We start from the raw sequence: 25,677 nt of genomic DNA, 5'->3' as shown, positions 1-25,677 counted from the left end.
AAAGAAGGGGAAGGTCGCGGCCTGACGACGGAGGGGGGTGCCGTCGTCAGGCCGCGGCCGGGATCAGTGGAACTGGGCTTCTTCGGTGGAGCCCTTGAGCGCGGTGGTCGAGCTCTCCGGGTTCAGCGCGGTGGCGACCTGGTCGAAGTAACCGGTGCCGACCTCGCGCTGGTGCTTGGTCGCGGTGTAGCCGCGGCTCTCCGAAGCGAACTCGCGCTCCTGCAGGTCGACGTAGGCGGTCATGCCTTCGCGGGCGTAGCCGTGCGCCAGGTCGAACATCGAGTAGTTCAGCGCGTGGAAGCCGGCCAGCGTGATGAACTGGAACTTGTAGCCCATGTGGCCGAGCTCGCGCTGGAACTTCGCGATCGTCGCGTCGTCCAGGTGCTTCTTCCAGTTGAACGACGGCGAGCAGTTGTAGGCCAGCATCTGGTCCGGGAACTTCGCCTTGATCGCCTCGGCGTACTTGCGCGCCACCTCGAGGTCCGGCTCGGAGGTCTCCATCCAGAGCAGGTCGGCGTACTGGGCGTAGGCCAGGCCGCGCTCGATGCAGGGCTGGATGCCGTTGGTGACCTCGTAGAAGCCCTCGGCGGTGCGGCCGCCGGTGAGGAACTGCCGGTCGCGCTCGTCGACGTCGCTGGTCAGCAGCGTCGCGGCCTGCGCGTCGGTGCGGGCGACGATCAGCGACGGCACGTTCAGCACGTCCGCGGCGAGGCGGGCGGCGTTCAGCGTGCGCTCGTGCTGCTTGGTCGGGATGAGCACCTTGCCGCCGAGGTGACCGCACTTCTTCTCGGACGCGAGCTGGTCTTCCCAGTGCACGCCCGCGGCACCGGCGGCGATCATGCCCTTCATCAGCTCGAACGCGTTCAGCGGGCCACCGAAGCCGGCCTCGGCGTCGGCGACGATCGGGGCGTACCAGTCGATGTCGGTGTTGCCCTCGGCCCAGCTGATCTGGTCCGCGCGGCCCAGCGCGTTGTTGATGCGGCGGACCACGGCCGGCACCGAGTTGGCCGGGTACAGGCTCTGGTCCGGGTAGGTCTGGCCGGACAGGTTGGCATCGGCCGCGACCTGCCAGCCGGACAGGTAGATCGCCTGCAGGCCCGCCCGGACCTGCTGGACGGCCTGGTTGCCGGTGAGCGCGCCGAGCGCGTGGATGTAGTCCTCGGTGTGCAGCAGGTCCCACAGCTTCTCCGCGCCGCGGCGGGCCAGGGTGTGCTCCTCGACGACGCTGCCGCGCAGCTTGATCACGTCTTCGGCCGAGTAGGAGCGCTGCACGCCCGCCCAGCGGGGGTCGTTCGCCCACTGCGCCGCCAGCTCCGCGGCCGCCTGCTTGGCCTGTTCCGTCATCGGATCTCCCGGTGTTGCGAAGTTTGCGATTGCTCGCCTTGCTTGGCCTGACCCTGACACGCCAGCCAAAACGCGGTCCAGTTGTCCAATTTGCCAATTTGTGCGAAGGGTTCGTACGCTCTCTGCAAAGGTTGCGAATCAGCCGATTCGCAAGTGATCGAAAATCCGCGTTCTTGACCGTTCACGTAACCGTTCAGGACCGGAAACCTTCCGGGAAGGAGGGCACGAATGGAGAAGACTTTCGCCGGCGCGCGGCTGCGGCACCTCCGCGAAAGCCGCTCGATGAGCCAGGCCGACCTCGCTCGTGTGCTGGAGATCTCACCCAGCTACCTCAACCAGATCGAGCACAACTCGCGTCCGCTGACCGTGCCCGTGCTGCTGCGGATCACGCAGGCATTCGGCGTCGACACCGAGTTCTTCGCCAACAACGACACGTCCCGGCTGGTCGCCGACGTCAAGGAAGCCCTGCTCGACGAGGCCCTCGGCATCGACGTCACCACCGGGGAGCTCAACGAGCTCGCCACGAACCTGCCGGCGATCGCCCAGGCGCTGGTCAAGCTGCACCGCAGTTACCGCAACGCCGTCGAGAACACGGCCGCGCTGACCACCGAAAACGGCCTGGGCCTGCACGGCAGCGCCGCCGCGCCGCTGCCGCACGAGGAGGTCCGCGACTTCTTCTACGAGCGCGAGAACTACGTCGCGGAACTGGACGAACGCGCCGAGAAGATGGCCGCGGACATCCCGCTGCAGCGCGGCCAGGTGCTGAGCGCGCTGAAGGAACGCCTCTCCCAGCGCTACGGCGTCGAGGTGACCAGCGAAGGCATCGACGAGGCGACCGGCCAGCAGCACCGCTACGAGCCGGTGACGCGGGTGCTGCGGCTGGCGCCGAGCCTGCGGGTCGGGCAGCAGGCGTTCCGGATGGCTTCGCAGATCGCGCTGCTCGAGTACGACGACCTCATCACCGAGCTGGCCGACTCGTGGGCGTTCTCGGGTCCGGCCGCCCGGTCGCTCGCCCGTGTCGGCCTGGCGAACTACTTCGCCGGGGCGCTGATCCTCCCCTACGGGCCGTTCCTGGCCGCGGCCGAGCGGTTCCGCTACGACATCGAGCGGCTGTGCGACCACTACGGCGTGGGCTTCGAGACGGTCTGCCACCGGCTGTCCACGCTGCAACGGCCGAAGCAGCGCGGGGTGCCGTTCTCGTTCGTGCGGGTGGACCGCGCCGGGAACATGTCGAAGCGGCAGTCGGCGGCCGGGTTCCACTTCTCCCGCGTCGGCGGGGCGTGTCCGCTGTGGAACATCTACGAGGCGTTCACCCAGCCGGGCAAGATCCTCACCCAGATCGCCACCCTGCCCGACGGCAAGAGCTACTTCTGGATCGCGCGCACGGTGTCGCGCAACATCGGCGGCTACGGCAGCCCGGGCAAGACGTTCACGGTCGGGCTGGGCTGCGAACTGCGCCACGCCGGGCGGCTCGTCTATTCGACCGGTCTCGATCTGGACGAGCCGGCCGCCGCGACGCCCATCGGGATGGGCTGCAAAGTCTGCGAACGGCCGGCCTGCTCCCAGCGCGCCTTCCCGACGATCGGCAAGCAGCTCACCGTCGACGAGAACACCAGCACCTTCGTCCCGTACCCGGCGGTGCCGAAGGGCTGATCAGCCGATCACGTGCGGCGTCCACTTCGTCTCGTCCGGGCCGAGCAGCGTGATCCGGTCCAGCAGTTCCTGCGAGGTGATGCCCGCGGTCTGGGGCTTGTCGATCGCGACGCACGCCCGCAGCCCGTTCTTCGTCGTGCAGACGGGCTTGCCGGGGCCGTCCGCGTGGCCACCCGGCGGGGAGACCGTGATCGTCGCGAGTGCGCCGTTCGACGAGTACTGGAGCACCGCCCGCCACGGGACGCCGTCCTGGTCGGGGCGACGCCACAGGCCGATGTCGGCGACGCGGAACGTCTCCGGCAGACCGGTGATGTGCAGCGGCAACGGCACCGCGCGGTTCGCGAACGTCACCTCCCCGGCGACGCGCAGCAGGACCTGCTGCAGATCGGGCAGGGTGAGGTAGTACGCGTTCAGCTCGGCCCACCGGCCGTCCGCGGTCGGCCAGCGTAGGTAGCTGTTGCCCTGGTTCAGCGGGTCCCGGGCATCGGTCGTGACCCAGTAGCCGTCGCGGTCGCCGACCCGGACCGGGACGGGCACCGCCCGCCCGCCCATGTCGTGCTTGCGGTCCAACGGCGGTTCCCGGTCGTACACGGCGAGCCAGATCATCGGCGCCAGGTCGCCGCGGCCGATGGCCAGCGCGTAGTCGCCGTGGCCGCCGGCGCCGTACTCGACGCCCTTGACGGGCTCCGGCAGCCAGCCGAAGCTCGCCTTCGTCACCAGCGGGTTGTCGGTGGGCGCCGGCGCGACGGGCGGCGGCTTGGGCAGGACAGCCGCCGGCGCGATCGGGGGCGGCGTGGGCCGCATCGCCGACACCGCCGTCAGCCCCCCGGCCGTCACCACCGCGGCACAGCCGACGACCAGCGCCGCGGTCCGCACGCGACGACGGCGTCCCCCGAGCCGGCGCGCGCGGTCGAGGTCGATCCGGGGCGGCGGGGCAGGTGTCTCGGCCAGTTCCTTCAGCTTGGTGGCCAGCTCGTGGTCGGTCATGCTCGTCCCTCCCGGATCGGTTCGCGCAGCAGCTCGCGTAGCGCGTCCACGGCCTTCGCGGTCTGGCTCTTGACGGTGCCTGGGGAACAGCCCAGCGCCCGCGCGGTCTCGGCGACCGACAGATCGCCGAAGTAGCGCAGGACGACGGTCGCGCGCTGGCGGGCCGGCAGCTGTGCCAACGCCGCCCGCAGGTCCAGGGCCTGTTCGACGTCCGTGCCCGGTGCCGGCGGGTCCTGGTCGTTTTGGCGCAAATCCACCCGCCGCCACCACGACGTCCGCTGTTCGGCCAGGAACGTGTTGACCAGCGTGCGACGCGCGTAGCCGTCCAGGTTCTCGGCGCGGGACGCGCGCGGCCAGTTCGCGTAGAGCCGGGTGATCGCGGACTGGACCAGGTCGTCGGCCCGGTGCCAGTCGCCGCAGAGCAAGTACGCGACCTTGCGCAGCCAAGCCGCCCGCGTGGTCACGTACTCGGTGAATCCGGCGTCCATCGGCGCCCCCCATCTCGTTCGTCACCCCTTTGATGCGCCCGGAGGCCCGGCCGGTTGCCCGGGACGCGCGAGTCGTAGATTCACCGGGGTGCACGACATCGACACGGTGACCGCGGCGACCATCGAGAAGGCCGCCGAGCGGCTGGCCGGGGTGGTGACCCGGACGCCGCTCGAGCCGAGCGCCCGGTTGTCGTCCCGGGTGGACGCGCAGGTCTGGGTGAAGCGCGAGGACCTGCAGACCGTCCGGTCGTACAAGATCCGCGGCGCCTACAACTTCATCGTCCAGCTCGACGAGGACGTCCGCGCCCGCGGGGTCGTCTGCGCCAGCGCCGGCAACCACGCCCAAGGCGTCGCGTACGCGTGCCGCCGGCTCGGCGCCAACGGCCGCGTGTACGTCCCCGGGACCACGCCGCGGCAGAAGCGCGAACGCATCGCGACGCTCGGCGGCGCGCACATCGAAGTGATCGTTGTCGGAGAAACGTACGAAGACGCCTTCGCCGCGGCGAACGAGGACGCCCAGCGCACCGGCGCGACCCTGGTGCCCGCGTTCGACGACGTCCGCACGGTCGCCGGCCAGGGCACGGTCGCCCTCGAAGTGATCGAGCAGCTCGGCTTCGTGCCCGACGTCGTGGTCGTGCCCGTCGGCGGCGGCGGGCTGCTCGCCGGGGTCGGCAGCTGGCTGCGGGAGCGGCACCCGGAGGTCCGGATCGTCGGCGTCGAGCCCGCGGGCGCGGCCTGCATGGCGGCGGCCCTCGAAGCCGGGCACCCGGTGCGGCTGCCGGAGCTCGACTCGTTCGTCGACGGCGCCGCCGTGCGCGAAGCCGGCGCGGTCACCTATCCCCTGATCCGCGAGAGCGGCGCCGAGCTGACCGCGGTCGCCGAAGGCGCGGTGTGCACCGAGATGCTCGCGATGTACCAGTCCGACGGGATCATCGCCGAACCCGCGGGCGCGCTCGCCGCGGCCTCGCTCGGCACGGTCGTCGCGGTCGAGCCCGGCCAGACCGTCGTCTGCCTGGTCTCCGGCGGCAACAACGACGTCAGCCGCTACAGCGAGATCCTCGAGCGGTCGCTGATGCACGAAGGGCTGAAGCACTACTTCCTCGTCGGGTTCCCGCAGGAGCCGGGCGCGCTGCGGCGGTTCCTCGAGCAGGTGCTCGGGCCCGAGGACGACATCACGCGCTTCGAGTACGTCAAGCGCACCAACCGCGAGATGGGACCGGCGCTGGTCGGCATCGAAATCGCCCGGTCGGGTGACCTGCCCGGGCTGCTGGCCCGGATGGACGCGAGCCCGCTTCAGGTGGAGCGGATCGAGCCGGGCAGCCCCCTGTTCCACTTCCTGCTCTGAGCGCGTGGTCCACTAGGCGGATGGTGAAGGTCGACGGTGTCCGCAGTGTCGAGGCGTTGCGCGAAAAGGTCCACGAGGGTGCGGAGCCCGAGTACCTGCTGTTCTACGGGCACACGCCCTCGAAGTCCGGGCGGGTGACGGCGAGCTGCTTGAGCCAGTGGTGGGTCGACCCGTTCGAAGCCGACGGCGTCGTCTACCCGACCGCCGAGCACTACATGATGGCCGGCAAGGCCGAGCTGTTCGGCGACCACGAGAAGGCCGAGCTGATCCGGACCACGCCGGACCCGAAGGCGGCGAAGGTGCTCGGCCGCGAGGTCGCCGGGTTCGAGGCCGCCACCTGGGAGCGGCACCGGTTCGACATCGTCGTCGACGGCAACCTGGCGAAGTTCCGCGCCCACCGCGACTTGCGCCGGTTCCTGCTCGGGACCGGGGACGCGGTGCTCGTCGAGGCGTCCAAGAAGGACCTCGTCTGGGGCACCGGCCTCGCGCGCGAGGAGAAGAACGCGACCAAACCGGACTACTGGCGCGGGCTGAACCTGCTCGGCTTCGCGCTGATGGAGGTCCGCGAGCAGCTGCGGGCCCGCGTCTGACTCACGGCGCCGGGACCGGCGCCCCCGCGCACGACGCCGACGTCGTCTTGCCCGTGTCGAAGAAAGTGACCACGGCGTCGGCGCAGGGCAGCGACGACAGCGAGCCGTGGATGTCGTCCTCGACGGTCAGCAGCGCGCCGCCGATCCGCCGGTGCATCGCGATCGCCCAGCCGATCGGCGTGACCGGCTCGTAGAGGTGACCGGCCAGCTGCAGCGGGCTTGTCCCGGTTTTGAACGACCACGGCCGGGCGGCCAGCGGCCAGCCGACGCAGAGCTGTTCGTAGAAGCCGTAGCCGCCCGCGACCGGGAGGCGCTTCATCCGATCGAGACGGTGCTGCCAGACGGTCTCGAAGTCGCGCGGGCTCGGCGACTCGTTGCAGAGCAGCGCCGTCTGCTGGAAGTGGTTGAACGCGTGCGGCTCGCCGTCCCAGCCCAGACCGCCGGTCGTCGCTTTTCCGGCGACGGGCGCGCCGCCGTCGCGGATGGCCGCGAGCTGCTTCGCCAGGCCGGCCCACTCGCGCCGCGGATTGGCGAGCATGCCGCCGACGGTCGCGCCGTGCCGGTCCCGCAGGCCGAGCAGCGCGTCCGCGACCGCGGGCTCCGTGGTCCCGAATCGGTAAATGGCGTCGTACCTGGCGATCCACGCCGCGAACTCGTGGAAGGTGTTCTCGCCCGCGGTCGCCTGGCCGTCGTCCATCGCGGTGACGTTCAGGTCCGGCAGCATGACGGAGTCGAGCAGCATCTTGTCGACGTGGTCGTCGAAGAGCGTCCGGTACTGGGCGCCGAGCGCGGTCCCCCACGAGACGCCGTAGTAGCCGATCTTGTCCTCGCCGAGGGCAACACGGATGCGGTCCAGGTCGCGGGCGATCGTCGGCGTGGTCAGATTCCGGACGAAGGCCGGGTGGGCGTCGACGCACTTGCGGTTCGCCTCGGCGGCTTCGCGGGCCTTCTCCTTGTCGGGGATGCCTGGCTCGGGGAACTCGGCCGGGCACGGCAGATCGGCGCTGTAGCCGACACCGCGCGGGTCGAACCCGATGAGGTCGTGGTGGACGCCGAGACCGCCGGCGTGGCTGTCGGCGATGCTGCCGGGCATGGTGAGACCGGACTGGCCGGGGCCGCCGGGGTTGAGCAGCACCGCGCCGGTCCGGGTACCGGTCGCCCGGATCCGGCTGACGGCGATGTCGATTTTCGGACCACCCGGGTCGGCGTAGTCCACCGGGACCGGGACCTGCGCGCACTCGGTGCGGTGGTCGCCGGGGTCCCAGCCCTTCGCGACGGTGGCGCAGAGCTGCCACGAGAGCCAGTCCGCGGCGGCGACCGCGGGGACGGCGGGGAGCAGCGCCGCGGCGGCGAGCAGCGCGACGGTGGACCGGGTGATCGGCATGGGCTCAGGCTGCCGGGACCGGGCCGTCGGGGAGATCGGCCGATCAGCCGAAGATCACCGCCGAACGGCCGGGAACGCGCGTGGCCGATTTTCGACCACACGGGAAATCCGCAGGTCGAAGCAGCTGCGGCGAGCAGGTCAGGGGCAGTCGCTATCGCCGCCGCTGTGCTCGACGCAGCGGGTCGGCGGCGGGTCGGGATGGGTCTGGACCCACCGGACCGCCGCGGCGACCACGGCTACACCGGTCCCGTAGAACCAGATCCAGCCCCGGCGCCGCGTGGTCGCCGCAACGACCACGCCCACGACCGGGATGCCCCCGCCGAGCCAGCTTGCCGCCGTGAAGGTCGAACTCGCTGCGGCGGGATGACCGGGCCCCAGCCCGATGTCGTACGCCCTCAACGCGCCGTTGACGAACAACAGCGGGACGACGCCCAGCCAGACGAACGCGCCCTTCGTGAGCAAAGCGGACACGGCGACCTTGCGAAACTCCGCCACTATGTCGCGAAAACGACCACGCGGGCCTGAGTAGTCCTACTGCTCGCCGAGGGTCTTCTGCAGGGCCTTGTTCGCTTTCCGGGCCATGTCCGCGACGGCCTCGCGACGCGCGGCGTCGGCCGCGTAGTCCTCTTCGCGGTTGCGGACCACCCGGGCCGGCGCGCCGACCGCGATCGAGTAGTCCGGAATGTCACCACGGACGACCGCGTGCGCGCCGAGCACGCTGCCGCGGCCGATGCGGGTGCCCTTCAGGACGCTGACCTTGGTGCCGAGCCAGGTGTCCGGGCCGATCCGCACCGGGGACTTCACGATGCCCTGGTCCTTGATCGGCACGTGGATATCCGAAATGACGTGATCGAAGTCACAGATGTACACCCAGTCGGCGACCAGTGTGGCCGCGCCGAGCTCGATGTCGAGGTAGCAGTTGATCACGTTCTGGCGGCCGAACACGGACTTGTCGCCGATCCGCAGCGAGCCCTCGTGGCAGCGGATCGCGTTGCCGTCGCCGATGTGGACCCAGCGGCCGATCTCCAGCCGCCCGTAGCCGGGGCGGCAGTGGATCTCGACGTCCTTCCCGAGGAAGAGCATCCCCCGCAGGATGATGTGCGGGTTGGCGAGCCGGAACTTGAGCAGCCGGTAGTACCGGACCAGGTACCAGGGCGTGTACGCGCGGTTGCGCAGCACCCAGCGCAGCGAGTCGGCGGTCAGGAACTTCGCCTGCCGCGGGTCCTGCCGGGCGCGGCGCCAGGCCCGCACCCGCGACAGTGCGGGCGCACCCCACATCGACGTCATGCCCGTGACCGTAACCTGTGTGCGGGACGGGTTCGCAGGCAAGGGGAGCGGGATGGGCACGAAGCTGATCATCGACACCGACCCGGGCGTCGACGACGCGCTGGCGATAGCGCTGGCGGCGCTGTCACCGGACGTCGACCTGCTGGGTGTGACGTCGGTTTTCGGCAACGTCCCCCTCGACCGCACGACGTCGAACGCTCGCCGGCTGCTGGAGCTCTTCGGCCGCACCGACGTCCCCGTGGCCGCGGGGGCGGCGCGGCCTCTCGTCTACTCCAAGCCGCGTGACGCGAAAGCGGTCCACGGCGGCGACGGCCTGTCGGGCCACTCCTACACCCTGCCGGAGGCGAGCCGACCGCTGGAGGAGCGGGACGCCGTGCGGCTGATGCTCGACCTGCTCGAGGCGTCCGACGAACCGGTGACCATCGCCCCGATCGGGCCGCTGACGAACATCGCCGCGCTGCTCGCGGCTCACCCGGGCGCGGCAGCGAAGATCGCGCGGCTGGTGATCATGGGTGGTGGCGTGACGTTCGGCAACAGCACGACCGCCGCCGAATTCAACATCTGGAGCGACCCCGAGGCGGCCCGGCGGGTGCTGGTCGAAGAGGACGTCCCGGTCGTGCTGGTGCCGCTGGACCTCACGCACCGCTGCGCCGTCGACGGCGAGTGGCTGGCGAAGCTCGCGTCGTCGGGGCCCGTCGGCGCCACCCTCGAAGGACTGACCTCGACCTACCGGCAGCACTACACGCGCGTGTTCGGCGAGGACCGGATGGTCATGCACGACGCCGTCGCGGTCGCCGAGGCGATCTCACCGGGCATCCTGCACACCGAGACCTACCGGGTCGACGTCGACTGCGGCCTCGGCCCGGCGCGCGGCCAGACCCTGGTCGACCGGCGGCGGCTCGCCGAGGACGATCCGCAGTTCACCCCCGGCCGCCCGATCGAGGTCGCGCTGGACACCGACCTCGACGGCCTGCGCGGCTTCGTCCTCGACCGGCTCACCGGAGCGGCCCGGTGAGCGAAGAGCCCGAGGTCGTCCCGGCCGAGTCACCCGAGTCGTCCGAGTTGCCCGCACCTCGCCGCCGGAAGCCCGTGGTCGTGATCACGGCGGTGGTCGTCGTCGCGGGCGCCCTGGTGGCCGGCATCCTGCTCGCGCCGAAGCAGCAGGAGACCACGAACGCCGCCGCGACGGGCACCCCGGCGTCGTCGACGTCGCCGAGACCGTCGAAGCCGCCGACGACCACGCCGCCGCAGACCTCGACGCCCCCGAAGGTGCCCGAAGCGAGCGAGTTCGACGCCTGGGCGTCCAAGACCAGCCAGTGGCTCGACGTCCCGCTGCGCGCGATGGTGGGCTACGCGAAGGCGACGACGAAGTTGAGCAAGGACGTCCCCGGGTGCCACCTTTCGTGGGTCACGCTGGCCGCGGTCGGAAAAGTGACCACGGACCACGGCCGGGCGCGGGGCGGCCAGTTCGGCACCACCGGCGTCCTGGACAAGCCGCTCGGCACGATCGAGGTGCGCGACTTCTACAACAAGGTCGTCTCGACGGCGAACGCCGCCGGGCCGATGCAGCTGTCCCCGGCGGTCTGGGGCAAGTACCAGGCGAGCGCGTCCGGCGGGAAGCCCGATGTCCAAAACATCGACGACGCCGCTCTGACCACGGGCCGCGCGCTGTGCGCCGACGGCCACGACCTGTTCCAGGGCCAGGTGTGGTGGGACTCGGTCGGCACGCTGCAGCCGGCGCCGCTGTTCCTGCACCGCACGCTGGCCACGGTCAACGTCTACGGCACGGTCGGCCAGGGCTCGGCGCCGCCGAACGCGGCGGTGCTGAGCGCGGTGAACTTCGCGATCGACAAGATCGGCCTCCCGTACATCTGGGGCGGCAACGGCACCGGCGGCAACGACCCGGGCTTCGACTGCTCGGGTCTGACGACGGCGGCGTACGGCAGCGCGGGGATCAAGCTGATGCGCACGGCCGACACGCAGTTCCGCAGCGTCCCGCACGTGACCGACCCGCAGCTGGGCGACCTGATCTTCTACGGTGAACCGGCGACGAAGATCCACCACGTCGGCCTCTACATCGGCAACCAGCAGATGATCGACGCGCCGCAGACCGGCCAGGCGGTCCAGGTCCACTCGTACCGCAGGGACGGCGACGACTACGCCGGAGCGGGACGTCCGACGGCTTGATCCCGGCTGTGGTCGCGCGGGCGACAAAAGGATTGGACGGGGTGCGGCCCGGGCTTGTAGCTTGCCGGAGACCGTGACACCGCCCGAGGAGGTGAGACCCATGAACGCTGGATCGATGTGGGTGCTCCCCCTCCAGTCACGGCCGGGCGATTGACGTAGGTGTCGCCGGGAGCGCCTGACCCCAAGGCACTCCCGAAAGGCACCACCCATGGACTCTTCGCCGTCCACCACCGAGCCGTTCGACGTGATCATCGCCGGCTGCGGGCCGACCGGTGCGACGCTGGCCGCCGAACTGCGGCTGCACGACGTGCGGGTCCTCGTCCTGGAGCAGGACACCGAGCCCGCGTCGTTCGTCCGCATCGTCGGGCTGCACATCCGCAGTCTCGAACTGATGGCCATGCGCGGCCTGCTGGACCGCCTCCTCCGGCACGGGCGGCAGCGGCCGGCCGGCGGGTTCTTCGCCGCCATCCCCAAGCCCCCGCCCCGTGACCTCGATTCCGCGCACGCCTACCTGCTGGGCATCCCGCAGCCGGTCGTTGTCCGGCTCCTCGAAGAACACGCGATCCAGCTGGGCGCCGAGGTCCGGCACGGTTGCGTCGTGGCCGGTTTCGAGCAAGACGACGACGGCGTGACCGTCGAGCTGGCCGGCGGCGAACGGCTGCGGGCGCGTTACCTCGTCGGCTGCGACGGCGCGCGCAGCACGGTGCGCAAGCTGAGCGGCATCGGCTTCCCCGGCGAGCCGTCGAGGACCGAGACGCTGATGGGTGAGATGGAGGTGGGTGCGCCGCCGGCGGAGATCGCCGCCAAGGTGACCGAGGTCAGCGACACGCACAAGCGGTTCTGGTTCCGGCCCGTCGGCGAAGGCGTCTACAGCGTCGTCGTCCCCGCCGCGGGCGTCGGCGATCGCGCGGTACCACCCACCCTGGACGATTTCCGGCAACAGCTGCGGGCCGTCGCCGGGACCGACTTCGGCGTGCACTCCCCGCGCTGGTTGTCACGGTTCGGGGACGCCACCCGGCTGGCCGAGCGGTACCGGGCCGGGCGGGTGCTGCTGGCCGGCGACGCGGCGCACATCCACCCGCCCACCGGCGGCCAGGGGCTGAACCTGGGCATCCAGGACGCGTTCAACCTCGGCTGGAAACTGGCCGCGCGGATCCGCGGCTGGGCGCCGGAACCGCTGCTGGACACCTACCCGGCCGAACGTCGTCCGGTCGCCGAGGCCGTGCTGGACAACACCCGGGCCCAGATGGAACTGACGTCGCCCGAACCGGGCCCGCAGGCCGCGCGGCGGCTGCTCGCCGAGCTGATGGACCTCGACGTGGTGAACCGCTACCTGATCGGGAAGATCACCGCCATCGACATCCGCTACGACTTCGGCGAGGGCCCCGACCTGCTCGGCCGCCGCCTGCGCGACATCGACGTCGAACAGGGCCGCCTCTACGACCGGCTGCACCGCGGCCGCGGCCTGCTGCTGGACCGGACCGGACGCCTGTCCGCCGGCGGCTGGTCGGACCGGGTCGACCACCTCGCGGACCCCACCGCGGCCCTCGACGTCCCGGGCGTCCTGCTGCGCCCCGACGGCCACGTCGCCTGGGTCGGCGACGAGCAACGGGACCTGGACGACCACCTGGCCCGCTGGTTCGGCTCACCTCTCCCGTGAGGCCTGGTGGACGGCGTCGAGGCGGGCCACCTCGTCCGGGGTGAGCCGGAGGGCTCCGGCCGCGACGTTGTCCTCCAAATGACCAGGGGTCCCGGTGCCGGGGATGACCAGCACGTGCGGCCCCCGCCGCAGTGCCCACGCCAGCCGCACCTGTGCCGGGCTCGCCCCGTGCGCCCGGGCGGTGGCGAGCACCTCCTCGTGCTCGTCGCCGCCCGCTCCGGCCTCGCGCCCGGCGCCGGCGATCGCGAAGAACGGCACGAACGCGATGCCCTGCTCGCCGCAGGTGCCGAGGAAGGCGTCCTGTCCCCGGCGGTAGCCCAGGCCGTAGGCGTTCTGCACGCACACCACCGGCGCGACGGCCTGCGCCTGCGCCAGGTGCGCGGGCCGCGCGTTGGAGATGCCGAGGTGCCGGATCAGCCCGGCCTCGCGCAACCCGGCCAGCACGCCGAAGTGCTCGCTGATCGAATCCAGCCCGGCGACGCGCAGGTTCACCAGGTCAAGGTGGTCGCGGCCGAGCTGGCGCAGGTTCTCTTCGACCTGCCCGCGCAGCTGCTCCGGGCGGGCCAGGGGCAGCCACTCGCCGGCCGGGTCGCGAGCCGGGCCGACCTTGGTGGCGATGACGAGGTCGTCCGGGTACGGCGCCAGCGCGCGGTTGATCAGCTCGTTGGCCGACCGCAGCCGGGAGAAGTAGAACGCGGCGGTGTCGATGTGGTTGACGCCCAGCTCGACGGCGCGGCGCAGCACGGCGATCGCCTGGTCGCGGTCGCGCGGGACGGCGTCGGCGGCGAACGCCTGGCCGTTTTGCGGCAACCGCATCGCGCCGAAGCCGATGCGGTTGACCGTGCGGTCGCCGAGCGTCCAGGTATCGGGCTGGATGGAGAGCATGAGCTGAGTCTGGCACGCGATCCGGAATACTCCGGCCATGGACTCGGGGACCACCACGCAGCTGATCACCGTGGGCGCCACGCTCGGCGGGGTCGTGCTCACGTTGCTGACCAACACGTTCGTCGAGGGCCGCAAGCTGAAGGCGACCCAGCGCGCAGAAGCGCAGAAGCGGGCCGCGGACCACGCGAACTGGCTGCGCGACGAGCGCGTCCGGGCCTACGCGAGCCTGTCGACGGCGAGCGAAGAGGCGTTCCAGCTGGTCCGGTCGGAGTTCACCAAGCTGCCTGCGGACCGGGAGCAGATCGAAACCCGGTGGCGCGAACGGCGCACCGAGCTGCGCAAGGCGCACAACCAGGTGGCACTGTTCGGCACCGAGGAACCGCGGAAGCGCGGCAAGGAGCTGTGGAAGGCGGCCCGCAACGGCGCGAACGCCGTCTTCGCCGAGCTCGACGCCGGGGCCGAGGAGGTGCGCCGGGAGAGTCTCGACCAGGTGCTGACCGGGATCAGCGACGCCGGGGACCGGTTCCTCGAGGCGTGCCGCGCCGACGTCCAGGGCACGCGCTGAGCTTCAGCCGCGGAGACGGCGGACCGTGGCGCGAAGGTTCTCGATCTCTTCCACCATGGCCACGAGCTCGGCTTCGCCCGCCCATTCCGTCAGGAGTTCCGCGCGACGGCGCATCGCTGCTTTTTCGCGGGCCCGGATGGTGGAGGCGTAGTCGTAGCGCTCCGCGTCGACGACCCTCCGCTTGAGCTCCCGCGCCTGCGCGATCAGGACGTTCAGCTTTCGGATGTCCGGCGGGAACAGCGGCTCGGGTTCCACGCCCCACTTCTCGAATTGGTTCCGGATCTCGTCCGGCGAGACCGGCACCACACCTGCCTCGGCGAGAGCCAGCAGAAGCGACGGGGTGCAGTCCTTTTCGTCGCGGACGCGATCGACCAGAGCTTGGGCCTCCGGTGTCAGCTCGACGCGATTTCGTTCCCCCAACGCACTTATGAAGGACTCGACGGTGAAGGGTTCCGTGTCGGGTTCGGGCGGTGGCCGGAACCGGTCCGCCAGCGCGGCCGGATCCGCCCCCAGGTCCGACAGCACCCGAAGAGCGACGCTCTGTCCCGCAGTCAGCAAGCCGTAGGCCAGCTGCTCGACGGTGATCCGACCGTCCACGCCGGGCGCGTGGCGCAGCACCTGGTCGATCGGAATGGCTTTTTCCACCACGGGAGTTTAGGCCGAACCGGCCCGCGTGAGCATGGATTCCTGCTCGGAGGCCGGCTTCGGGGCAGCCGATCACGACCCCACGGCCACCGTCGAACGGCCTACGGTGGCGTGGTGAATTCTTTGAGCCACGATCGGCTGGCCGCCGCCCTCGTCACGGAAGCGGACCGGTTCGGCACGGCGATCGCGGGCGCCGATCCGGGCCTGCGCGTCCCGACGTGTCCGGAGTGGACACTGCGGGAGCTGACCTGCCACGTCGGGATCGCCTACCACAAATCCGCCGTCATCATCGCGAGCCGGCCGACGGGTTACGTGCCGTTCGAGGCCGTCACGGTCGACGACCCGCCCGCGTTCGAGGCCCTCGGCGGCTGGCTGCGCGACGGTGCGCAGCGGCTCGTCGCCGCGGTGGCCGAGGTCGGGCCCGAAACCCCGACGTCGACGTGGACCCCCGATCGGCGTGCCGGGTTCTGGACGCGGCGGCTGACCCACGAAACGGTCGTCCACCGCGCGGACGCCGCCTTCGCGACGGGCACGCCGTACGCCGTCGACGCCGACCTCGCCGCGGACGGGATCTCCGAGGGCCTGGGGCTGGTGGCCACCTTCTCGAGCCGGCAGCACCCCGCGCTGGACCGGACGTCGTTGCGGGGCACCGGCGAGACGCTGCTGTTCCACGCCACCGAACCGGAGGTCCACTGGCTCGTCCGGCGGACCCCGGCCGGGGTCGAGGTCGGGCAGGAAGCCGCCGAGGCCGACGTCGTCGTCGAGGGCCGGGCCGCCGACCTGCTCCTCGCGCTGACCGGGCGCCTCGCCGCCGGCGACCCGCGGCTCACCGTGTCCGGCGACGCGGCCCTGTTCCACCACTGGCGGGAGCACACGCGCTTCTAGCCGCTCAGGTTCCGGGCGCGGTCAGCCTGTGTAAGGTCCCTGTCATGAGTCCAGCCCCGACCGGCGACCGGCCCGGCTACCTGATCAAACGTGCCCAGCAGGCACTCAACCAGGTCTGCACCGACCGGCTGCGCCCCTTGGAGCTGTCGATGTCGCAGTACGCCGTGCTGCGCGCGCTCGACGACCACCCCGGCGCGTCATCGGCAGAACTCGCGCGGATCACGTTCGTCACGCGACAGTCGCTGCGAGACGTCCTCGGCGGCCTGCGGTCGGCCGGGCTGGTCACCGTCGCCGAGCAGGCGAGCACCGGCCGCGCGCGCCCGGTGGCGCTGACCCCGGCGGGCCGCGCCCGGCTGGCCGCTGCCGAAGACCTGATCACGCAGGTCGAAGTGCAGATGCTCGACACGTTGTCGGCCGAGCAGCGGCGCGACCTGGCGGATCTTCTGCGCACCTGCGTCGGCAACCTGACTTGACGGTCGTCGTATAGTCGGTTCCGACTAACAGGGAGCGACTATTGCCGTCACGCAAGATCCGCAACACCCTCGCGCTGGCTTTGCTCGGCCTGCTGCTGGAACGCCCGATGCACCCGTACGAAATGGCGTCCACGCTGCGCGAGCGGCACAAGGGCTCGACGTTCAAGATCAACCCCGGGTCGCTCTACGACACCGTGGAGTCCCTGGCGAAGCACCGCTGGATCGAGCCCGTCGAGACGGTCCGGGACGGCAACCGGCCGGAGCGGACGGTCTACGCGCACACCGAGCTCGGCCGCCAGGAGTTCGTCGCCTGGCTCGACGAACTGGTCCGCGAGCCCGTCGCGGAGTACCCGAAGTTCGTCGCGGCGGTGAGCTACCTCGGCGCGCTCGGCCCGGACCGCGCCGCCGACGCGCTGGAGGAACGCGCGCGTCACCTCGCCGAACGCATCGACGGCGCCGACACGGCGCTGGCCGAGACCGTCGGCAAGGGGGCGCCGCGGCTGTTCATGATCGAGGTCGAGTTCGTCCGGCACGCGTGGCGCGCGGAGCTCGACTGGGCGCGCCGCACGGCCGCCGAAATCCGGTCCGGGTCCCTGCCGTGGCCCGAAAACTTCTGAGGGGAAACCGTGTCCGACTTCGAAACCGACGTCCTCGTCGCCGGCGCCGGCCCGGCCGGCCTGCTGCTCGCCGCGGAGCTCGCGCTGGCGGGCGTCCGCACCACGATCGTCGAACGCCTGCCCGAGCGTCCGCCGTACTGCCGCGGCTTCAACCTGAACGCGCGGGCCCTGGACCTGCTGGCGCGACGCGGCCTGGCCGAGGGACTGGTGGCCGAGGGGCACCGGGTGCCGCACGCACCGGTGACCGGCCTGCCCGGCCCGCTCCTGCTCGACGGCGCGGCGACCGATCACCCGTTCTCGCTGGGGATCCCGCAGACCCGCGTCGAAGAGGTCCTGGAGGCGCGGGCACTCGAACTGGGCGCGGAAATCCTGCGCGGCCACGATCTGCGCTCGTTCACCCAGTCCGCGGACGAGGTCACCACGGTGGTCCACAATGGACGTTTCGGGCGGACGATCCGCGCACGCTTCCTCGCCGGCTGCGACGGCGGCCGCAGCACCGTCCGCAAACAGGCGGGCATCGGATTCCCCGGCGTGGACGCGCGCTGGTACGCGCTGCTCGGCGACGTCGAATGCGACCTGCCGTACGGACCTTCGGCGGGGCCGGACGGGCGGAGCGTGTTCGTCATCCCCCGGCCCGGGTACGTCCGGATCGTGGTCAGGGAGGACGACCCGCCGTCGGACAAGGACACGCCGGTCACGCTGGAGCGGTTGCAGGCGCAGGTGGACGCGGTGCTCGGCCGCCACGTCGAGGTGCGCGCGCCCCGCTGGCTGAGCCGCTTCGGCGACGCGGCCCGCCTGGCCTCGAGGTACCGCGAAGGCCGGGTGCTGCTGGCGGGCGACGCGGCCCACATCCACCCGCCGGCGGGTGCGATCGGCGTGAACGTCGCGCTCGACGACGCGTTCAACCTGGGCTGGAAGCTGGCGGCGACAGTGCGAGGAACAGCCCCGGAGGGCCTCCTGGACACCTACCACGACGAGCGGCACGCGGCGGGTGCGCGGATCCTGGCGAACACGCGGGCACAGGTGGCGCTGGAGGAAGCCGCCGCGGAGCCGTGGGCGGACCTGATGCGACGCGTGGCGGCGCACCCGGCGGGGAACCGCGCACTGGCGGAGATCATCACGGGGCTGGACGCGTGTTACGAGCCGGGCGGACACCCGTGGCTGGGCCGGTTGGCGCCGGACGTGCCGCTGCGGGTGTCGGGAGCGGAGACGCACCTGGCGGCACTGCTGCACACCGGGCGGCCGGTACTACTGGATTTGACGGCTTCGGGGTCGTTCGCCGCGTGGTCGGACGGGGTGGCGGTGATGGCCGCTGCGAGTCCGTCCACTTCGGACGCCGACGCGGTGCTGCTGCGGCCGGACGGGCACGTCGCCTGGGTGGGCACGCCGGACTCGGGTGATGCCGGGCTGGCGGAGGCGCTGCACCGGTGGGTCGGCGATGTTCCGGTCCCGGCGTCCGCCTGACCGGCAATGGCCCGGCCGGCCTTGGCGATGCCGGCCGGGCCGCCGCAGCGCTGGGCTGAACCCGCGGCCCGACAGCCCGCTCGAGTCCGGAGTGGACATTGAGGCCACAGATCCGGTCGCCGAGGTCAGTGACCTCGCCGGCCAGGTCGAACGCGCCCTCGCCCGCACGATCTTCAAGCTCCGTCAGCGATACTCGGACCGACTCGTCGGGGCTTGACCCGACACAGCAGCCCCGGGGGCGCCCCCCGGGTCCAGTCTATCGGCGGGGTGCGACAAACCCCGCGAAATGGCCGGTGAGCGGCCGGGGTTCTCCACAACGCGGCCAGGCTGTGGACAACCGAGAGACTCGCCGGTCAGGCCGACGGGCGTTCCAGGACCGCCCGTTGCTCCACCCGGCCGTCCAGCACGAACTTGCTGTGCGCCGTGAACCCGAGCTTCTCCACCACCCGAGCCGACGGCTCGTTCGCCGGCTCGTACACCGCCAGCAGCCGATCCGCCCAGCGCGACTCGAAAGCCTGGTCGCGCACCGCCGTCGTTGCCTCCGTGGCGTAGCCGCGGCCCCAGCCCGAGGAGGCGATCCACCAGCCCATCTCCACCGCCGGCAGGCCGAGGCCCGACTCCGTGGCGTTGCGCCGCACCAGGGACACCACTCCGTCGAACGAACCCGGCGCCGCCGATACCGCGAACCAGCCGAAGCCGTGCTCGGTCCAGTGTGCGAGCGTCGCGCGGTGCTTGGCCAGGGTGTACTCGTGGCTCCACGGCTCGCCCGTGCCCACGTACCGGACCGTCTCGGGGACCTGGGCCAGTGCGAAAAGATCGTCGAAGAAGTCTTCGGACCACGCGTGGAGCGTGAGCCGTTCCGTGGTGATCAACACCGGTTCCACCCTATCCCAGCAGCACGGCGATCCCGTCGAGCTGGCGCTGCAACCCGAACTCGAACGCCTCGTCGAGGCCGACGTCCTCGACGCCGGTCATCACCTCGGTCAGCGCGGGGAACCGGCCCGATTCGAGCAACCGCGTCAGCAGCGCCATGTCGGCCTGCAGGCGCTGGTCGCCCGTGATGCCCGTGTCCTGCTCCGCCTGGACCTCGAACGCGTTGCTCACCGCCAGGCCGCCGACCCAGCCGTTGAGCGTCATGATCACCTGCAGCTTCACCCGCCGCTTCAGGCCGGTGCCCGCCAGCGCTCGCAGCGACCAGTCGACCAGCCGGAGACCCGCCGCCAGTACCGGGGGGCGGACCAGGGAATTGAGCAGGATCGGCGCCAGCCACGGGTGACGGCGGTACGCCCGCCACTGCGCGCGGGCAGCGAGTTCGAGGCGCGGCCGCCACCGCGCCGGGCCCGGCTCCGGCAGCTCCACCTGCCCGAGCGCGACGTCGGCCATCAGCCGGAGCAGCTCGTCCTTGTCCGGCACGTGCCGGTACAGCGCCATCGGGCCGACCCCCAGCTCGGCCGCCAGCCGCCGCATCGACAGCGCGGCGAGGCCTTCGGCGTCGGCCAGCGCGATGGCCGCGCGCACCAGCGCGTCCCGGCCCAGCGGCGGCTTGACCGGTGTCCGGTCGGCGACGACCGTGCCGCTGCCCGGCACCGCGCGCACCCAGCCCTGCTCGCCCAGCGCGGAGAGGGCCTTCGCCGCGGTCGCCATCGCGACACCCCACTCGCGGACCAGCGCCCGGGTCGACGGGACGCGGTCGCCCGGCCGCAGCTCGCCCGCGCTGATCCGGCGGCGCAGGTCCGCCGCGATCCGCAGGTAAGGCGCCTCGGCCACCGGAACTCCGTACTAGAACACTTACCGATCGAACCTAGAACGGTTTCAGGGTACTCCCCCAACCTCAGCCGCAACGATTGCCGGTCGCCCCCCTCGGAAATACGGTTCGAATACACCGTACGAACCAGGGGGAACCATGACGACGACCGAAGTCCGCTGCCCGAAGCCGTGGGTGCGCCGCCCGTGGGTGTTCCCGCTGGGCGTGCTCGTCACCGCCTTCCTCGTCTTCTCACTGCCGCCCTACCTCGGGCTCGATCCCGCGCAGTCGCGGATCCCCGCCCCGACCGGCTGGTACTACCCGGTACTGGTCACGCACATCGGCTTCGCGGCCCTCGCCATGGTGACCTGCGCGCTGCAGATCTGGCCGTGGCTGCGGCAGAAGCACCCGGCGGTGCACCGCCGCACCGGGCGCGTGTACGTCTTCGCCGGTGCGATCCCCGCGTCGGTCGCCGGTTTCGCCATCGCGCTCGCGGCGCCGTTCGGCCCGGTCGGGGCCGTGTCGAACGTCCTGCTCGCGACGCTCTGGTTCGGCTGCACCGTGCAGGGCTACCGGATGGCGCGGGCGCGCCGGTTCGGCGAGCACCGCCGCTGGATGGTCCGCAGTTTCGCGCTGTGCATGTCGATCATCAGCAACCGGATCTGGGGTGTGGTCTGGGCGGTGGTGCTGACGCCGCAGCTGGACACGACGTTCGGCGGCAGCGAACTCGCACTGGGCCAGGCGATCGCCGGGATCACGACGTGGACCGGCTGGGTGCTCCCGCTGCTGGCCGCCGAATTCTGGCTCGGCCGCGGACGGAGCCGCCGTCGTACGACGGCCTGAGCCACGGTGCCGGCAATGCCCTGGGAATGACCTCAGTAACCGAGGTAGTTCCCCTGGTCGCCGACCTGCGGCTCACGTACGACGTCGTCCTGCCTGGCCTGACGCAGCCCGCCGGCGATCCGCTTTCCCCCGCGGCCACGGTCTCGCAGATCGACCACCACCGCGATCGCCAGCAGCGCCACGATCACGCTTCCCGCGATGATCCATCCCATGCCAGCCCCCCTTGCTCTCTCCCGAGAGTAACGCCACGACCGGAAACCAGAACCCGGACTTGATCGAGAATTAGGGGGTTCGGGCCGCCTAAGCAGCCCGAACCGGACCGCTCTCTTCAGCCGCTGCGAACTCACCGGCTGAGTCACCACCGGGCGGCGTCCGCGAGCAGTGCGTCCCGCACCGCCGCGGGCCCCGGCCGGCAGGGCTCCGTCCGGGTGACCGCGAAAAGCGTGTTGATCGGTGGCTCCTCCGGCTCCAGGAGCGCGACCAGCTCCCCCGATGCCAGCTCCGCCGCGCAGAGGTACCGCGGCAGCACGCTGACGCCGAAGCCCGCCAGCACGCCGGCCAGGACTCCGCGCAGGTCCGGGACCACGACCGCGGGCCCCGCGGGCGGGCGCGTGCCCAGGACCGAACGCCAGTAGCGGCGGATGATCGGCAGGTCCTCGGCGTAGGCCACCAGCGGCGCCGTCCGGGGGTCGCCGGTGAAGCCGCGGGGGCCGACCAGGACGAACTCCTCGTCGGTCAGCGGGGTGGCCGTGAAGCCGCGGCCGCGGGGGCGGATCGTCGAGACGACCAGGTCGAAGCGCCGCTGCGCGAGCCCCGTCAGGAGGTCGTCGGCCAGGCCGAACGTCACCCGCAGCTCGAGCCCGCACGCCACCAGGCCGGCCAGTGCGGGCAGGACCCGGGCGGTGGTGAGCTCGGCGGGCCCGGCCAGGTGCACGGGAGCCGCGAACGGATCCGGCTGCTTCGCGACGACGCCGGTGAGCGCGTCGATGTGCGGGGCGATCCTGGCGGCCAGCTCGTCGGCCACCGACGTCGGGGTCACGCCGCGGGCGCGCCGGACGAACAGCTGCTGGCCGAGCTGGTCCTCCAAGGCCCTGACCTGCGCGGTCACCGTCGGCTGGGACAGGCCCAGCGACGGTGCCGCGCCGGTCAGCGAGCCGGCCCGGTGGACGGCCAGGAACGTGCGCAGCAGATCGAGGTCCAGCTCAGTCCTCGATCAGCTCGATCGAGTCCACGACGTTCGGGTAGAACGCGACGTGGTCCTTGATCGGCGCGACCGCGTCGTACGGCTTCGCGTACGTCCAGACGGCGTTCTCGCCCTGCACGTCACCCGCGTTGAGCGAGAAGTAGCCGGCCTCGCCCTTGTACGGGCAGTACGTCTCGTGGTCGGTGCGCTCCAGCACGCCCGCGTCGACGTCCGCCAGCGGGATGTACTGGACCGCCGGGTACGTGGATTCCTGCAGGGTGAGCGCGTTGCGGCTGTCCGCGATCACGCGCCCGCCCGCCTTGACCACCACGCGTGCCTTGGTCGGCTCGACGGTGATCGGGTGGTCCGGGCCCGGCTGCAGAACCTGCTTCGCCATGTCAGCTCCCTAAGAGTCCTGTGTACAGGGAGCAGCACGCCGGGCCCGGCGGATATTCCGCGCCGGTGGGATCAGGGCAGGTAGTACATCGGGTTCGGCAGCTTGACCGGGCGCAGCGCGTGACCGCCTTCGAGGTCGCTGAACTGGTCGCCGAGGTTGAGCACGATCTTCGCGCCCGTCGCCTCGATGTGCGCCCGCGTGCCCGACTTGTACTGGACGGTGGTGCAGGTCAGCCCGCACGGCAGGTAGTCCGGCGCGGTCGTCTTCGGCTTGAAGAACGCGCCGGCCGGGGCCGGGAAGCCCTCGTTGGCGAGGTTCTTCAGCGACTGCGGGCCCTGGAACTCGTTGCGGCCGGTCAGGAAGTACACCTTGACGCCGTGCTGCGCCGCCCAGTTGGCCAGCTCCAGCACCGGCTTGTTCGCGACGAACGTGCCGTTGTCGATCGCCTGCTGCTGCTTGACCGGGTCGAAACCGAAGTCGTTGTCGGCCTCCCAGCCGTAGGTGACCTCGGACGTGTCGTCGACGTCCAGCACGATCGCCGGGCTCTTCACCCGGCCCAGCTGCTGCTGCAGGAAGCGCTTCGCGTCGGAGACGACCCGGTTGGTGTCCTTCACGAACCGGCTCGTGTCGGAGTAGTGGTGCTTGCCCGCGGCGTCGACGTAGTCGCCGTAGTACGCCTTGACGTCGAGCTTGACCTGGCCGATGTTGGCCGGCTCCTTCGACCGCGCGGCGGTCGATTCGTCCGAGCCGGCGAGCGCGGTGGCGCCCGAGGCGACGGTGGCGCCGATGGCCGCGGCGGCGGCGAGCTTGACGAGACCTGACCATTTTCCGGACACGGCGACCCTCCAGTGAAACTCGGCAACTGGGGGAACCTACGTCACGTTCACCCGGAGTTCCACCCCTCGAAAGTTTCCGTTCACGTGATTCTTTCGGCGCGACACAGGAACGCCACCGGCGACCGCCCGATCCGCGTCAGCACCACCGACGCTTCCGCGCCGCCACGGGGTTTCAGGCGCCGCCGCAGCGCGTCCGGGTCGACGTCGAGACCCCGCACCAGGATTTCCAGCCGCCCGACGTCGTGTCGCTTGAGGACGGCCTTCAACGCCTTCTCGGTGTACGGCCCGTGCTCCAGGACGCGGAACGCCCGCACCCCCGGTGGCGGGGTGTCGCCGGTCAGGTACGCGATGCGTTCGTCCAGCTGCCACAACCCGTGCCGTGCCGCGTAGTGGCGGACCAGCCCGGCCCGGACGACGGCGCCGTCGGGGTCGACGATCCACTCCCCCGGCTCGCGCGTGGGCAGTTCGTCCGGTTCGGCGTCGGTGACCGTCCACTGTGTCCCGTCCGAGCGCAGCACGGTCGCCCGGCGGGTGACGCCGGTGCCGAAGCCGCGCCAGAGGCAGGATTCACGCACCTGGCCGTCGAGGGACACGAGTTCGACCTCCTCCGCCCACGGCGTGAGCGCGAAGTCGAGGCCGGGAGCGCACTTGATCGCCAGGGGACGTCCCGGGCAGGCCTCGACCAGCCCGTCCAGGGGCGGCGCGAAGTCGGCGGGTTTCCACGCCCGGCGCCCGGCGGAGTCCCGGCGGGCGGGGTCGGCGACGATGACGCTGGAGCGGCTGGCCGGACGCAGGGCGTCGGCCCGCGCGAGTCCGAATGCGACTCCCGCCGCAGCTCCGTTGTGGCGGGCCATTTCCAGCCGCACCGGGTCCACATCGGACCCGAGCGCGCGCCGCGCGACCCGGGCGATTTCGACGAGGTCCGCACCCACCGAGCACGTGAGGTCGTGGACGTCGAGCCCGGCGAACCGGGCGGCCCGGTGCCGCGCCACGACCGACGCGCTCGCCTGCTGGAGCGCGTCGGAGGTGAACAGCCAGTCCACGCCGGACAGTTTGCCGACGGCTTTCCGCCGCAGCAGCACGGTTTCCAGGACGGCGGCCGCGTGTTCCTCGCCGACCAGCCGGCGGACCTGCGCCACGGACGCGATCCGGTCGGTCAGCGGCAGCGCCGAGACCTCGGCGAGCGCCGCCGCACCTGCACCGGAGCGCAGGTAGGCGACGTCACCGAGGCTGAACGAATAACCCAATTCAGGACGGCCGCTTGGTCCCGGTGATCATGACGTTGTAGAACAGCTCCCGCGGCAGGACCTTGGCCAGGACCTTCTTGTCCACGGCGGACAGCCGCAGCCACAGGCGGTAGGCGAACAGCCGCCAGCGCACGGTGAGCTTCTCGGCCGGCACCGCGGCCTCGAACGTCCGGATCGGCCAGCCCGCGAGCGCGGCGGCGAACTCCTCGGTGACCGCGCGGACGTCCTGGGCGCCGGCGCCGCGGGCCCACGCCTCCAGCTCCGACGGGTCGAAGGTGTGGATGTCGACCACGGCTTCGAGCGCGGCGGCGCGTGACGACTCGTCCAGTTCGGACTGCGGACGCCGCCAGCCGCTCAGCACCGGCAGCTTCGTGACCCGGGTGGTCAGGAACCAGGTGAACTGGCCGAGCTTGCGGGCGTAGAAGTCGCCGATCTTGGTCGGTTCGCCGGCGAAGACGAACCGGCCGCCCGGCTTGAGCACGCGCAGCACCTCGCGGAACGCCGCCTGGACGTCCGGGATGTGGTGCAGCACCGCGTGCCCGACCACCAGGTCGAAGGTGTTGTCGTCGTAGGGGATGCGCTCGGCGTCGGCGACCCGGCCGTCGACGTCGAGGCCGAGCTTCTCGGCGTTGCGCAGCGCGACCTGGACCATGCCGGGCGAGAGGTCGGTGACCGAGCCCTTCTTGGCGACGCCGCCCTGCATCAGGTTCAGCAGGAAGAAACCGGTGCCGCTGCCCAGCTCCATCGCGTGCTGGTAGGGCTGGCCGTCCTCGCCCGCGACGGCGTTGAACACGTCCGTGGCGTAGGAGATGCAGCGTTCGTCGTACGAGATCGACCACTTCTCGTCGTAGGTGCCGGCTTCCCAGTCGTGGTACAGCACGTTCGCCAGCTTCGGGTCGGCGTAGGCCGCCTGGACCTCTTCGGCGGTGGCGTGCGGGTTCGGCGCCGGGTCGTTCACGTCGGTCAAG

28 protein-coding genes are annotated in these 25,677 nt (G+C 71.5%); 12 read left to right on the top strand and 16 right to left on the bottom strand.

Features of this window, described 5'->3' with window-relative positions:
• Window positions 1–63: 63 nt before the first annotated feature.
• Entirely contained in the window at window positions 64–1,344 is a 1,281-nt protein-coding gene (aceA, locus tag QRY02_RS45955) for an isocitrate lyase (protein WP_285988957.1), read from the bottom strand.
• 228 nt (window positions 1,345–1,572) lie between these two features.
• Here aceA and QRY02_RS45950 point away from each other — a divergent pair, with 228 nt between their 5' ends.
• Window positions 1,573–2,997 carry a short-chain fatty acyl-CoA regulator family protein gene (locus QRY02_RS45950; protein ID WP_285988956.1) on the top strand — a complete coding sequence of 475 codons (1,425 nt, stop codon included), beginning with the start codon at window positions 1,573–1,575 and terminating at the stop codon, window positions 2,995–2,997.
• Here QRY02_RS45950 and QRY02_RS45945 read toward each other — a convergent pair whose 3' ends face one another.
• Together QRY02_RS45945 and QRY02_RS45940 are read right to left on the bottom strand one after the other, a co-directional pair.
• Window positions 2,998–3,984: a hypothetical protein gene (locus tag QRY02_RS45945; RefSeq protein ID WP_285988955.1), complete on the bottom strand. Its 987-nt coding sequence runs from the start codon at window positions 3,982–3,984 to the stop codon at window positions 2,998–3,000.
• The gene (locus tag QRY02_RS45940; RefSeq protein ID WP_285988954.1) at window positions 3,981–4,472 is read right to left on the bottom strand and encodes a SigE family RNA polymerase sigma factor; all 492 of its coding nucleotides are present in this window, start codon (window positions 4,470–4,472) and stop codon (window positions 3,981–3,983) included. Before QRY02_RS45940 ends, QRY02_RS45945 begins: the two co-directional genes overlap by 4 nt.
• A gap of 88 nt (window positions 4,473–4,560) precedes the next feature.
• Here QRY02_RS45940 and ilvA point away from each other — a divergent pair, with 88 nt between their 5' ends.
• Complete coding sequence (ilvA, locus tag QRY02_RS45935) at window positions 4,561–5,817, top strand: threonine ammonia-lyase IlvA (RefSeq protein WP_285988953.1); 1,257 nt, start codon at window positions 4,561–4,563, stop codon at window positions 5,815–5,817.
• Window positions 5,818–5,837: 20 nt separating this feature from the next.
• The gene (gene ybiA, locus QRY02_RS45930; RefSeq protein WP_285988952.1) at window positions 5,838–6,407 is read left to right on the top strand and encodes a riboflavin biosynthesis intermediates N-glycosidase; all 570 of its coding nucleotides are present in this window, start codon (window positions 5,838–5,840) and stop codon (window positions 6,405–6,407) included.
• A 1-nt stretch (window position 6,408) separates the two neighbouring features.
• Here the strand turns inward: ybiA and QRY02_RS45925 are convergent, their stop codons facing one another.
• From QRY02_RS45925 to QRY02_RS45915, 3 genes are all read right to left on the bottom strand, one after another.
• A complete protein-coding gene (locus tag QRY02_RS45925; RefSeq protein ID WP_285988951.1) occupies window positions 6,409–7,791 on the bottom strand; it encodes an alpha/beta fold hydrolase in 1,383 nt (460 codons plus the stop codon).
• Window positions 7,792–7,929: 138 nt separating this feature from the next.
• On the bottom strand, window positions 7,930–8,262 hold the full coding sequence (locus tag QRY02_RS45920; protein ID WP_285988950.1) for a hypothetical protein: 333 nt from the start codon (window positions 8,260–8,262) through the stop codon (window positions 7,930–7,932).
• Window positions 8,263–8,322: 60 nt separating this feature from the next.
• Window positions 8,323–9,078, bottom strand: a complete 756-nt coding sequence (locus QRY02_RS45915) for an acyltransferase (RefSeq protein WP_086843454.1) — start codon at window positions 9,076–9,078, stop codon at window positions 8,323–8,325.
• 52 nt (window positions 9,079–9,130) lie between these two features.
• Between QRY02_RS45915 and QRY02_RS45910 the strand changes: the two genes are divergently transcribed.
• The 3 genes from QRY02_RS45910 (at window position 9,131) to rox (ending at window position 12,925) form a co-directional block, all read left to right on the top strand.
• Window positions 9,131–10,093 carry a nucleoside hydrolase gene (locus tag QRY02_RS45910; RefSeq protein ID WP_285988949.1) on the top strand — a complete coding sequence of 321 codons (963 nt, stop codon included), beginning with the start codon at window positions 9,131–9,133 and terminating at the stop codon, window positions 10,091–10,093.
• Between the two features lie 74 nt (window positions 10,094–10,167).
• The gene (locus QRY02_RS45905; protein ID WP_285994104.1) at window positions 10,168–11,265 is read left to right on the top strand and encodes a C40 family peptidase; all 1,098 of its coding nucleotides are present in this window, start codon (window positions 10,168–10,170) and stop codon (window positions 11,263–11,265) included.
• Between the two features lie 208 nt (window positions 11,266–11,473).
• Entirely contained in the window at window positions 11,474–12,925 is a 1,452-nt protein-coding gene (gene rox / locus QRY02_RS45900) for a rifampin monooxygenase (RefSeq protein ID WP_285988948.1), read from the top strand.
• Here the strand turns inward: rox and QRY02_RS45895 are convergent.
• Window positions 12,911–13,810, bottom strand: a complete 900-nt coding sequence (locus QRY02_RS45895; protein ID WP_285988947.1) for an oxidoreductase — start codon at window positions 13,808–13,810, stop codon at window positions 12,911–12,913. The two genes, rox and QRY02_RS45895, sit on opposite strands and share 15 nt — an antisense overlap.
• Window positions 13,811–13,847: 37 nt before the next feature.
• Between QRY02_RS45895 and QRY02_RS45890 the strand changes: the two genes are divergently transcribed.
• Complete coding sequence (locus tag QRY02_RS45890) at window positions 13,848–14,375, top strand: hypothetical protein (RefSeq protein WP_285988946.1); 528 nt, start codon at window positions 13,848–13,850, stop codon at window positions 14,373–14,375.
• Window positions 14,376–14,378: 3 nt separating this feature from the next.
• Here the strand turns inward: QRY02_RS45890 and QRY02_RS45885 are convergent, their stop codons facing one another.
• Window positions 14,379–15,020, bottom strand: a complete 642-nt coding sequence (locus QRY02_RS45885; RefSeq protein WP_285988945.1) for a Clp protease N-terminal domain-containing protein — start codon at window positions 15,018–15,020, stop codon at window positions 14,379–14,381.
• Window positions 15,021–15,134: 114 nt separating this feature from the next.
• Between QRY02_RS45885 and QRY02_RS45880 the strand changes: the two genes are divergently transcribed.
• Genes QRY02_RS45880 through QRY02_RS45865 form a run of 4 tightly spaced genes read left to right on the top strand, consistent with a single transcriptional unit; the run spans window position 15,135 to window position 18,459 of the window.
• Complete coding sequence (locus tag QRY02_RS45880; RefSeq protein ID WP_285988944.1) at window positions 15,135–15,905, top strand: maleylpyruvate isomerase family mycothiol-dependent enzyme; 771 nt, start codon at window positions 15,135–15,137, stop codon at window positions 15,903–15,905.
• 44 nt (window positions 15,906–15,949) lie between these two features.
• Window positions 15,950–16,378 carry a MarR family winged helix-turn-helix transcriptional regulator gene (locus tag QRY02_RS45875; RefSeq protein WP_285988943.1) on the top strand — a complete coding sequence of 143 codons (429 nt, stop codon included), beginning with the start codon at window positions 15,950–15,952 and terminating at the stop codon, window positions 16,376–16,378.
• Between the two features lie 41 nt (window positions 16,379–16,419).
• Window positions 16,420–16,995, top strand: a complete 576-nt coding sequence (locus tag QRY02_RS45870) for a PadR family transcriptional regulator (RefSeq protein WP_285988942.1) — start codon at window positions 16,420–16,422, stop codon at window positions 16,993–16,995.
• Window positions 16,996–17,004: 9 nt separating this feature from the next.
• Window positions 17,005–18,459, top strand: a complete 1,455-nt coding sequence (locus tag QRY02_RS45865; RefSeq protein WP_285988941.1) for an FAD-dependent monooxygenase — start codon at window positions 17,005–17,007, stop codon at window positions 18,457–18,459.
• 353 nt (window positions 18,460–18,812) lie between these two features.
• Here QRY02_RS45865 and QRY02_RS45860 read toward each other — a convergent pair whose 3' ends face one another.
• Both QRY02_RS45860 and QRY02_RS45855 read right to left on the bottom strand, forming a co-directional pair.
• Window positions 18,813–19,334 (bottom strand): GNAT family N-acetyltransferase, encoded by a 522-nt coding sequence (locus QRY02_RS45860; RefSeq protein ID WP_285988940.1) that lies wholly within the window; start codon window positions 19,332–19,334, stop codon window positions 18,813–18,815.
• Window positions 19,335–19,344: 10 nt separating this feature from the next.
• Window positions 19,345–20,226: a TetR/AcrR family transcriptional regulator C-terminal domain-containing protein gene (locus QRY02_RS45855; protein WP_285988939.1), complete on the bottom strand. Its 882-nt coding sequence runs from the start codon at window positions 20,224–20,226 to the stop codon at window positions 19,345–19,347.
• A gap of 136 nt (window positions 20,227–20,362) precedes the next feature.
• Here QRY02_RS45855 and QRY02_RS45850 point away from each other — a divergent pair, with 136 nt between their 5' ends.
• A complete protein-coding gene (locus QRY02_RS45850) occupies window positions 20,363–21,046 on the top strand; it encodes a DUF2306 domain-containing protein (RefSeq protein WP_285988938.1) in 684 nt (227 codons plus the stop codon).
• Between the two features lie 32 nt (window positions 21,047–21,078).
• On the opposite strand, the gene QRY02_RS45845 is transcribed toward QRY02_RS45850, so the two are convergent.
• The 6 genes from QRY02_RS45845 to QRY02_RS45820 all read right to left on the bottom strand — a co-directional run bounded on the left by QRY02_RS45845 (window position 21,079) and on the right by QRY02_RS45820 (window position 25,676).
• Complete coding sequence (locus tag QRY02_RS45845) at window positions 21,079–21,258, bottom strand: hypothetical protein (RefSeq protein WP_285988937.1); 180 nt, start codon at window positions 21,256–21,258, stop codon at window positions 21,079–21,081.
• Window positions 21,259–21,401: 143 nt separating this feature from the next.
• Window positions 21,402–22,232, bottom strand: a complete 831-nt coding sequence (locus tag QRY02_RS45840; RefSeq protein ID WP_285994103.1) for a LysR family transcriptional regulator — start codon at window positions 22,230–22,232, stop codon at window positions 21,402–21,404.
• A gap of 16 nt (window positions 22,233–22,248) precedes the next feature.
• On the bottom strand, window positions 22,249–22,626 hold the full coding sequence (locus tag QRY02_RS45835) for a DUF427 domain-containing protein (protein ID WP_285988936.1): 378 nt from the start codon (window positions 22,624–22,626) through the stop codon (window positions 22,249–22,251).
• Window positions 22,627–22,697: 71 nt separating this feature from the next.
• Window positions 22,698–23,462, bottom strand: a complete 765-nt coding sequence (locus QRY02_RS45830; protein ID WP_285988935.1) for an HAD family acid phosphatase — start codon at window positions 23,460–23,462, stop codon at window positions 22,698–22,700.
• An 80-nt stretch (window positions 23,463–23,542) separates the two neighbouring features.
• Window positions 23,543–24,709: a class I SAM-dependent methyltransferase gene (locus QRY02_RS45825; RefSeq protein WP_285988934.1), complete on the bottom strand. Its 1,167-nt coding sequence runs from the start codon at window positions 24,707–24,709 to the stop codon at window positions 23,543–23,545.
• Between the two features lies 1 nt (window position 24,710).
• Complete coding sequence (locus tag QRY02_RS45820) at window positions 24,711–25,676, bottom strand: class I SAM-dependent methyltransferase (RefSeq protein ID WP_285988933.1); 966 nt, start codon at window positions 25,674–25,676, stop codon at window positions 24,711–24,713.
• Window position 25,677: the final 1 nt, after the last annotated feature.

The organism is Amycolatopsis sp. DG1A-15b (assembly GCF_030285645.1).
Lineage (GTDB): Bacteria > Actinomycetota > Actinomycetes > Mycobacteriales > Pseudonocardiaceae > Amycolatopsis.
This window is presented reverse-complemented; position numbering and strand designations above follow the sequence as displayed.

Coding starts and splice junctions, on each gene's coding strand:
- aceA (WP_285988957.1), bottom strand. CDS start 1,344: ATGACGGAACAGGCCAAGCAGGCGGCCGCGGAGCTGGCGGCGCAGTGG.
- QRY02_RS45950 (WP_285988956.1), top strand. CDS start 1,573: ATGGAGAAGACTTTCGCCGGCGCGCGGCTGCGGCACCTCCGCGAAAGC.
- QRY02_RS45945 (WP_285988955.1), bottom strand. CDS start 3,984: ATGACCGACCACGAGCTGGCCACCAAGCTGAAGGAACTGGCCGAGACA.
- QRY02_RS45940 (WP_285988954.1), bottom strand. CDS start 4,472: ATGGACGCCGGATTCACCGAGTACGTGACCACGCGGGCGGCTTGGCTG.
- ybiA (WP_285988952.1), top strand. CDS start 5,838: ATGGTGAAGGTCGACGGTGTCCGCAGTGTCGAGGCGTTGCGCGAAAAG.
- QRY02_RS45925 (WP_285988951.1), bottom strand. CDS start 7,791: ATGCCGATCACCCGGTCCACCGTCGCGCTGCTCGCCGCCGCGGCGCTG.
- QRY02_RS45915 (WP_086843454.1), bottom strand. CDS start 9,078: ATGACGTCGATGTGGGGTGCGCCCGCACTGTCGCGGGTGCGGGCCTGG.
- QRY02_RS45910 (WP_285988949.1), top strand. CDS start 9,131: ATGGGCACGAAGCTGATCATCGACACCGACCCGGGCGTCGACGACGCG.
- rox (WP_285988948.1), top strand. CDS start 11,474: ATGGACTCTTCGCCGTCCACCACCGAGCCGTTCGACGTGATCATCGCC.
- QRY02_RS45895 (WP_285988947.1), bottom strand. CDS start 13,810: ATGCTCTCCATCCAGCCCGATACCTGGACGCTCGGCGACCGCACGGTC.
- QRY02_RS45890 (WP_285988946.1), top strand. CDS start 13,848: ATGGACTCGGGGACCACCACGCAGCTGATCACCGTGGGCGCCACGCTC.
- QRY02_RS45875 (WP_285988943.1), top strand. CDS start 15,950: ATGAGTCCAGCCCCGACCGGCGACCGGCCCGGCTACCTGATCAAACGT.
- QRY02_RS45850 (WP_285988938.1), top strand. CDS start 20,363: ATGACGACGACCGAAGTCCGCTGCCCGAAGCCGTGGGTGCGCCGCCCG.
- QRY02_RS45845 (WP_285988937.1), bottom strand. CDS start 21,258: ATGGGATGGATCATCGCGGGAAGCGTGATCGTGGCGCTGCTGGCGATC.
- QRY02_RS45835 (WP_285988936.1), bottom strand. CDS start 22,626: ATGGCGAAGCAGGTTCTGCAGCCGGGCCCGGACCACCCGATCACCGTC.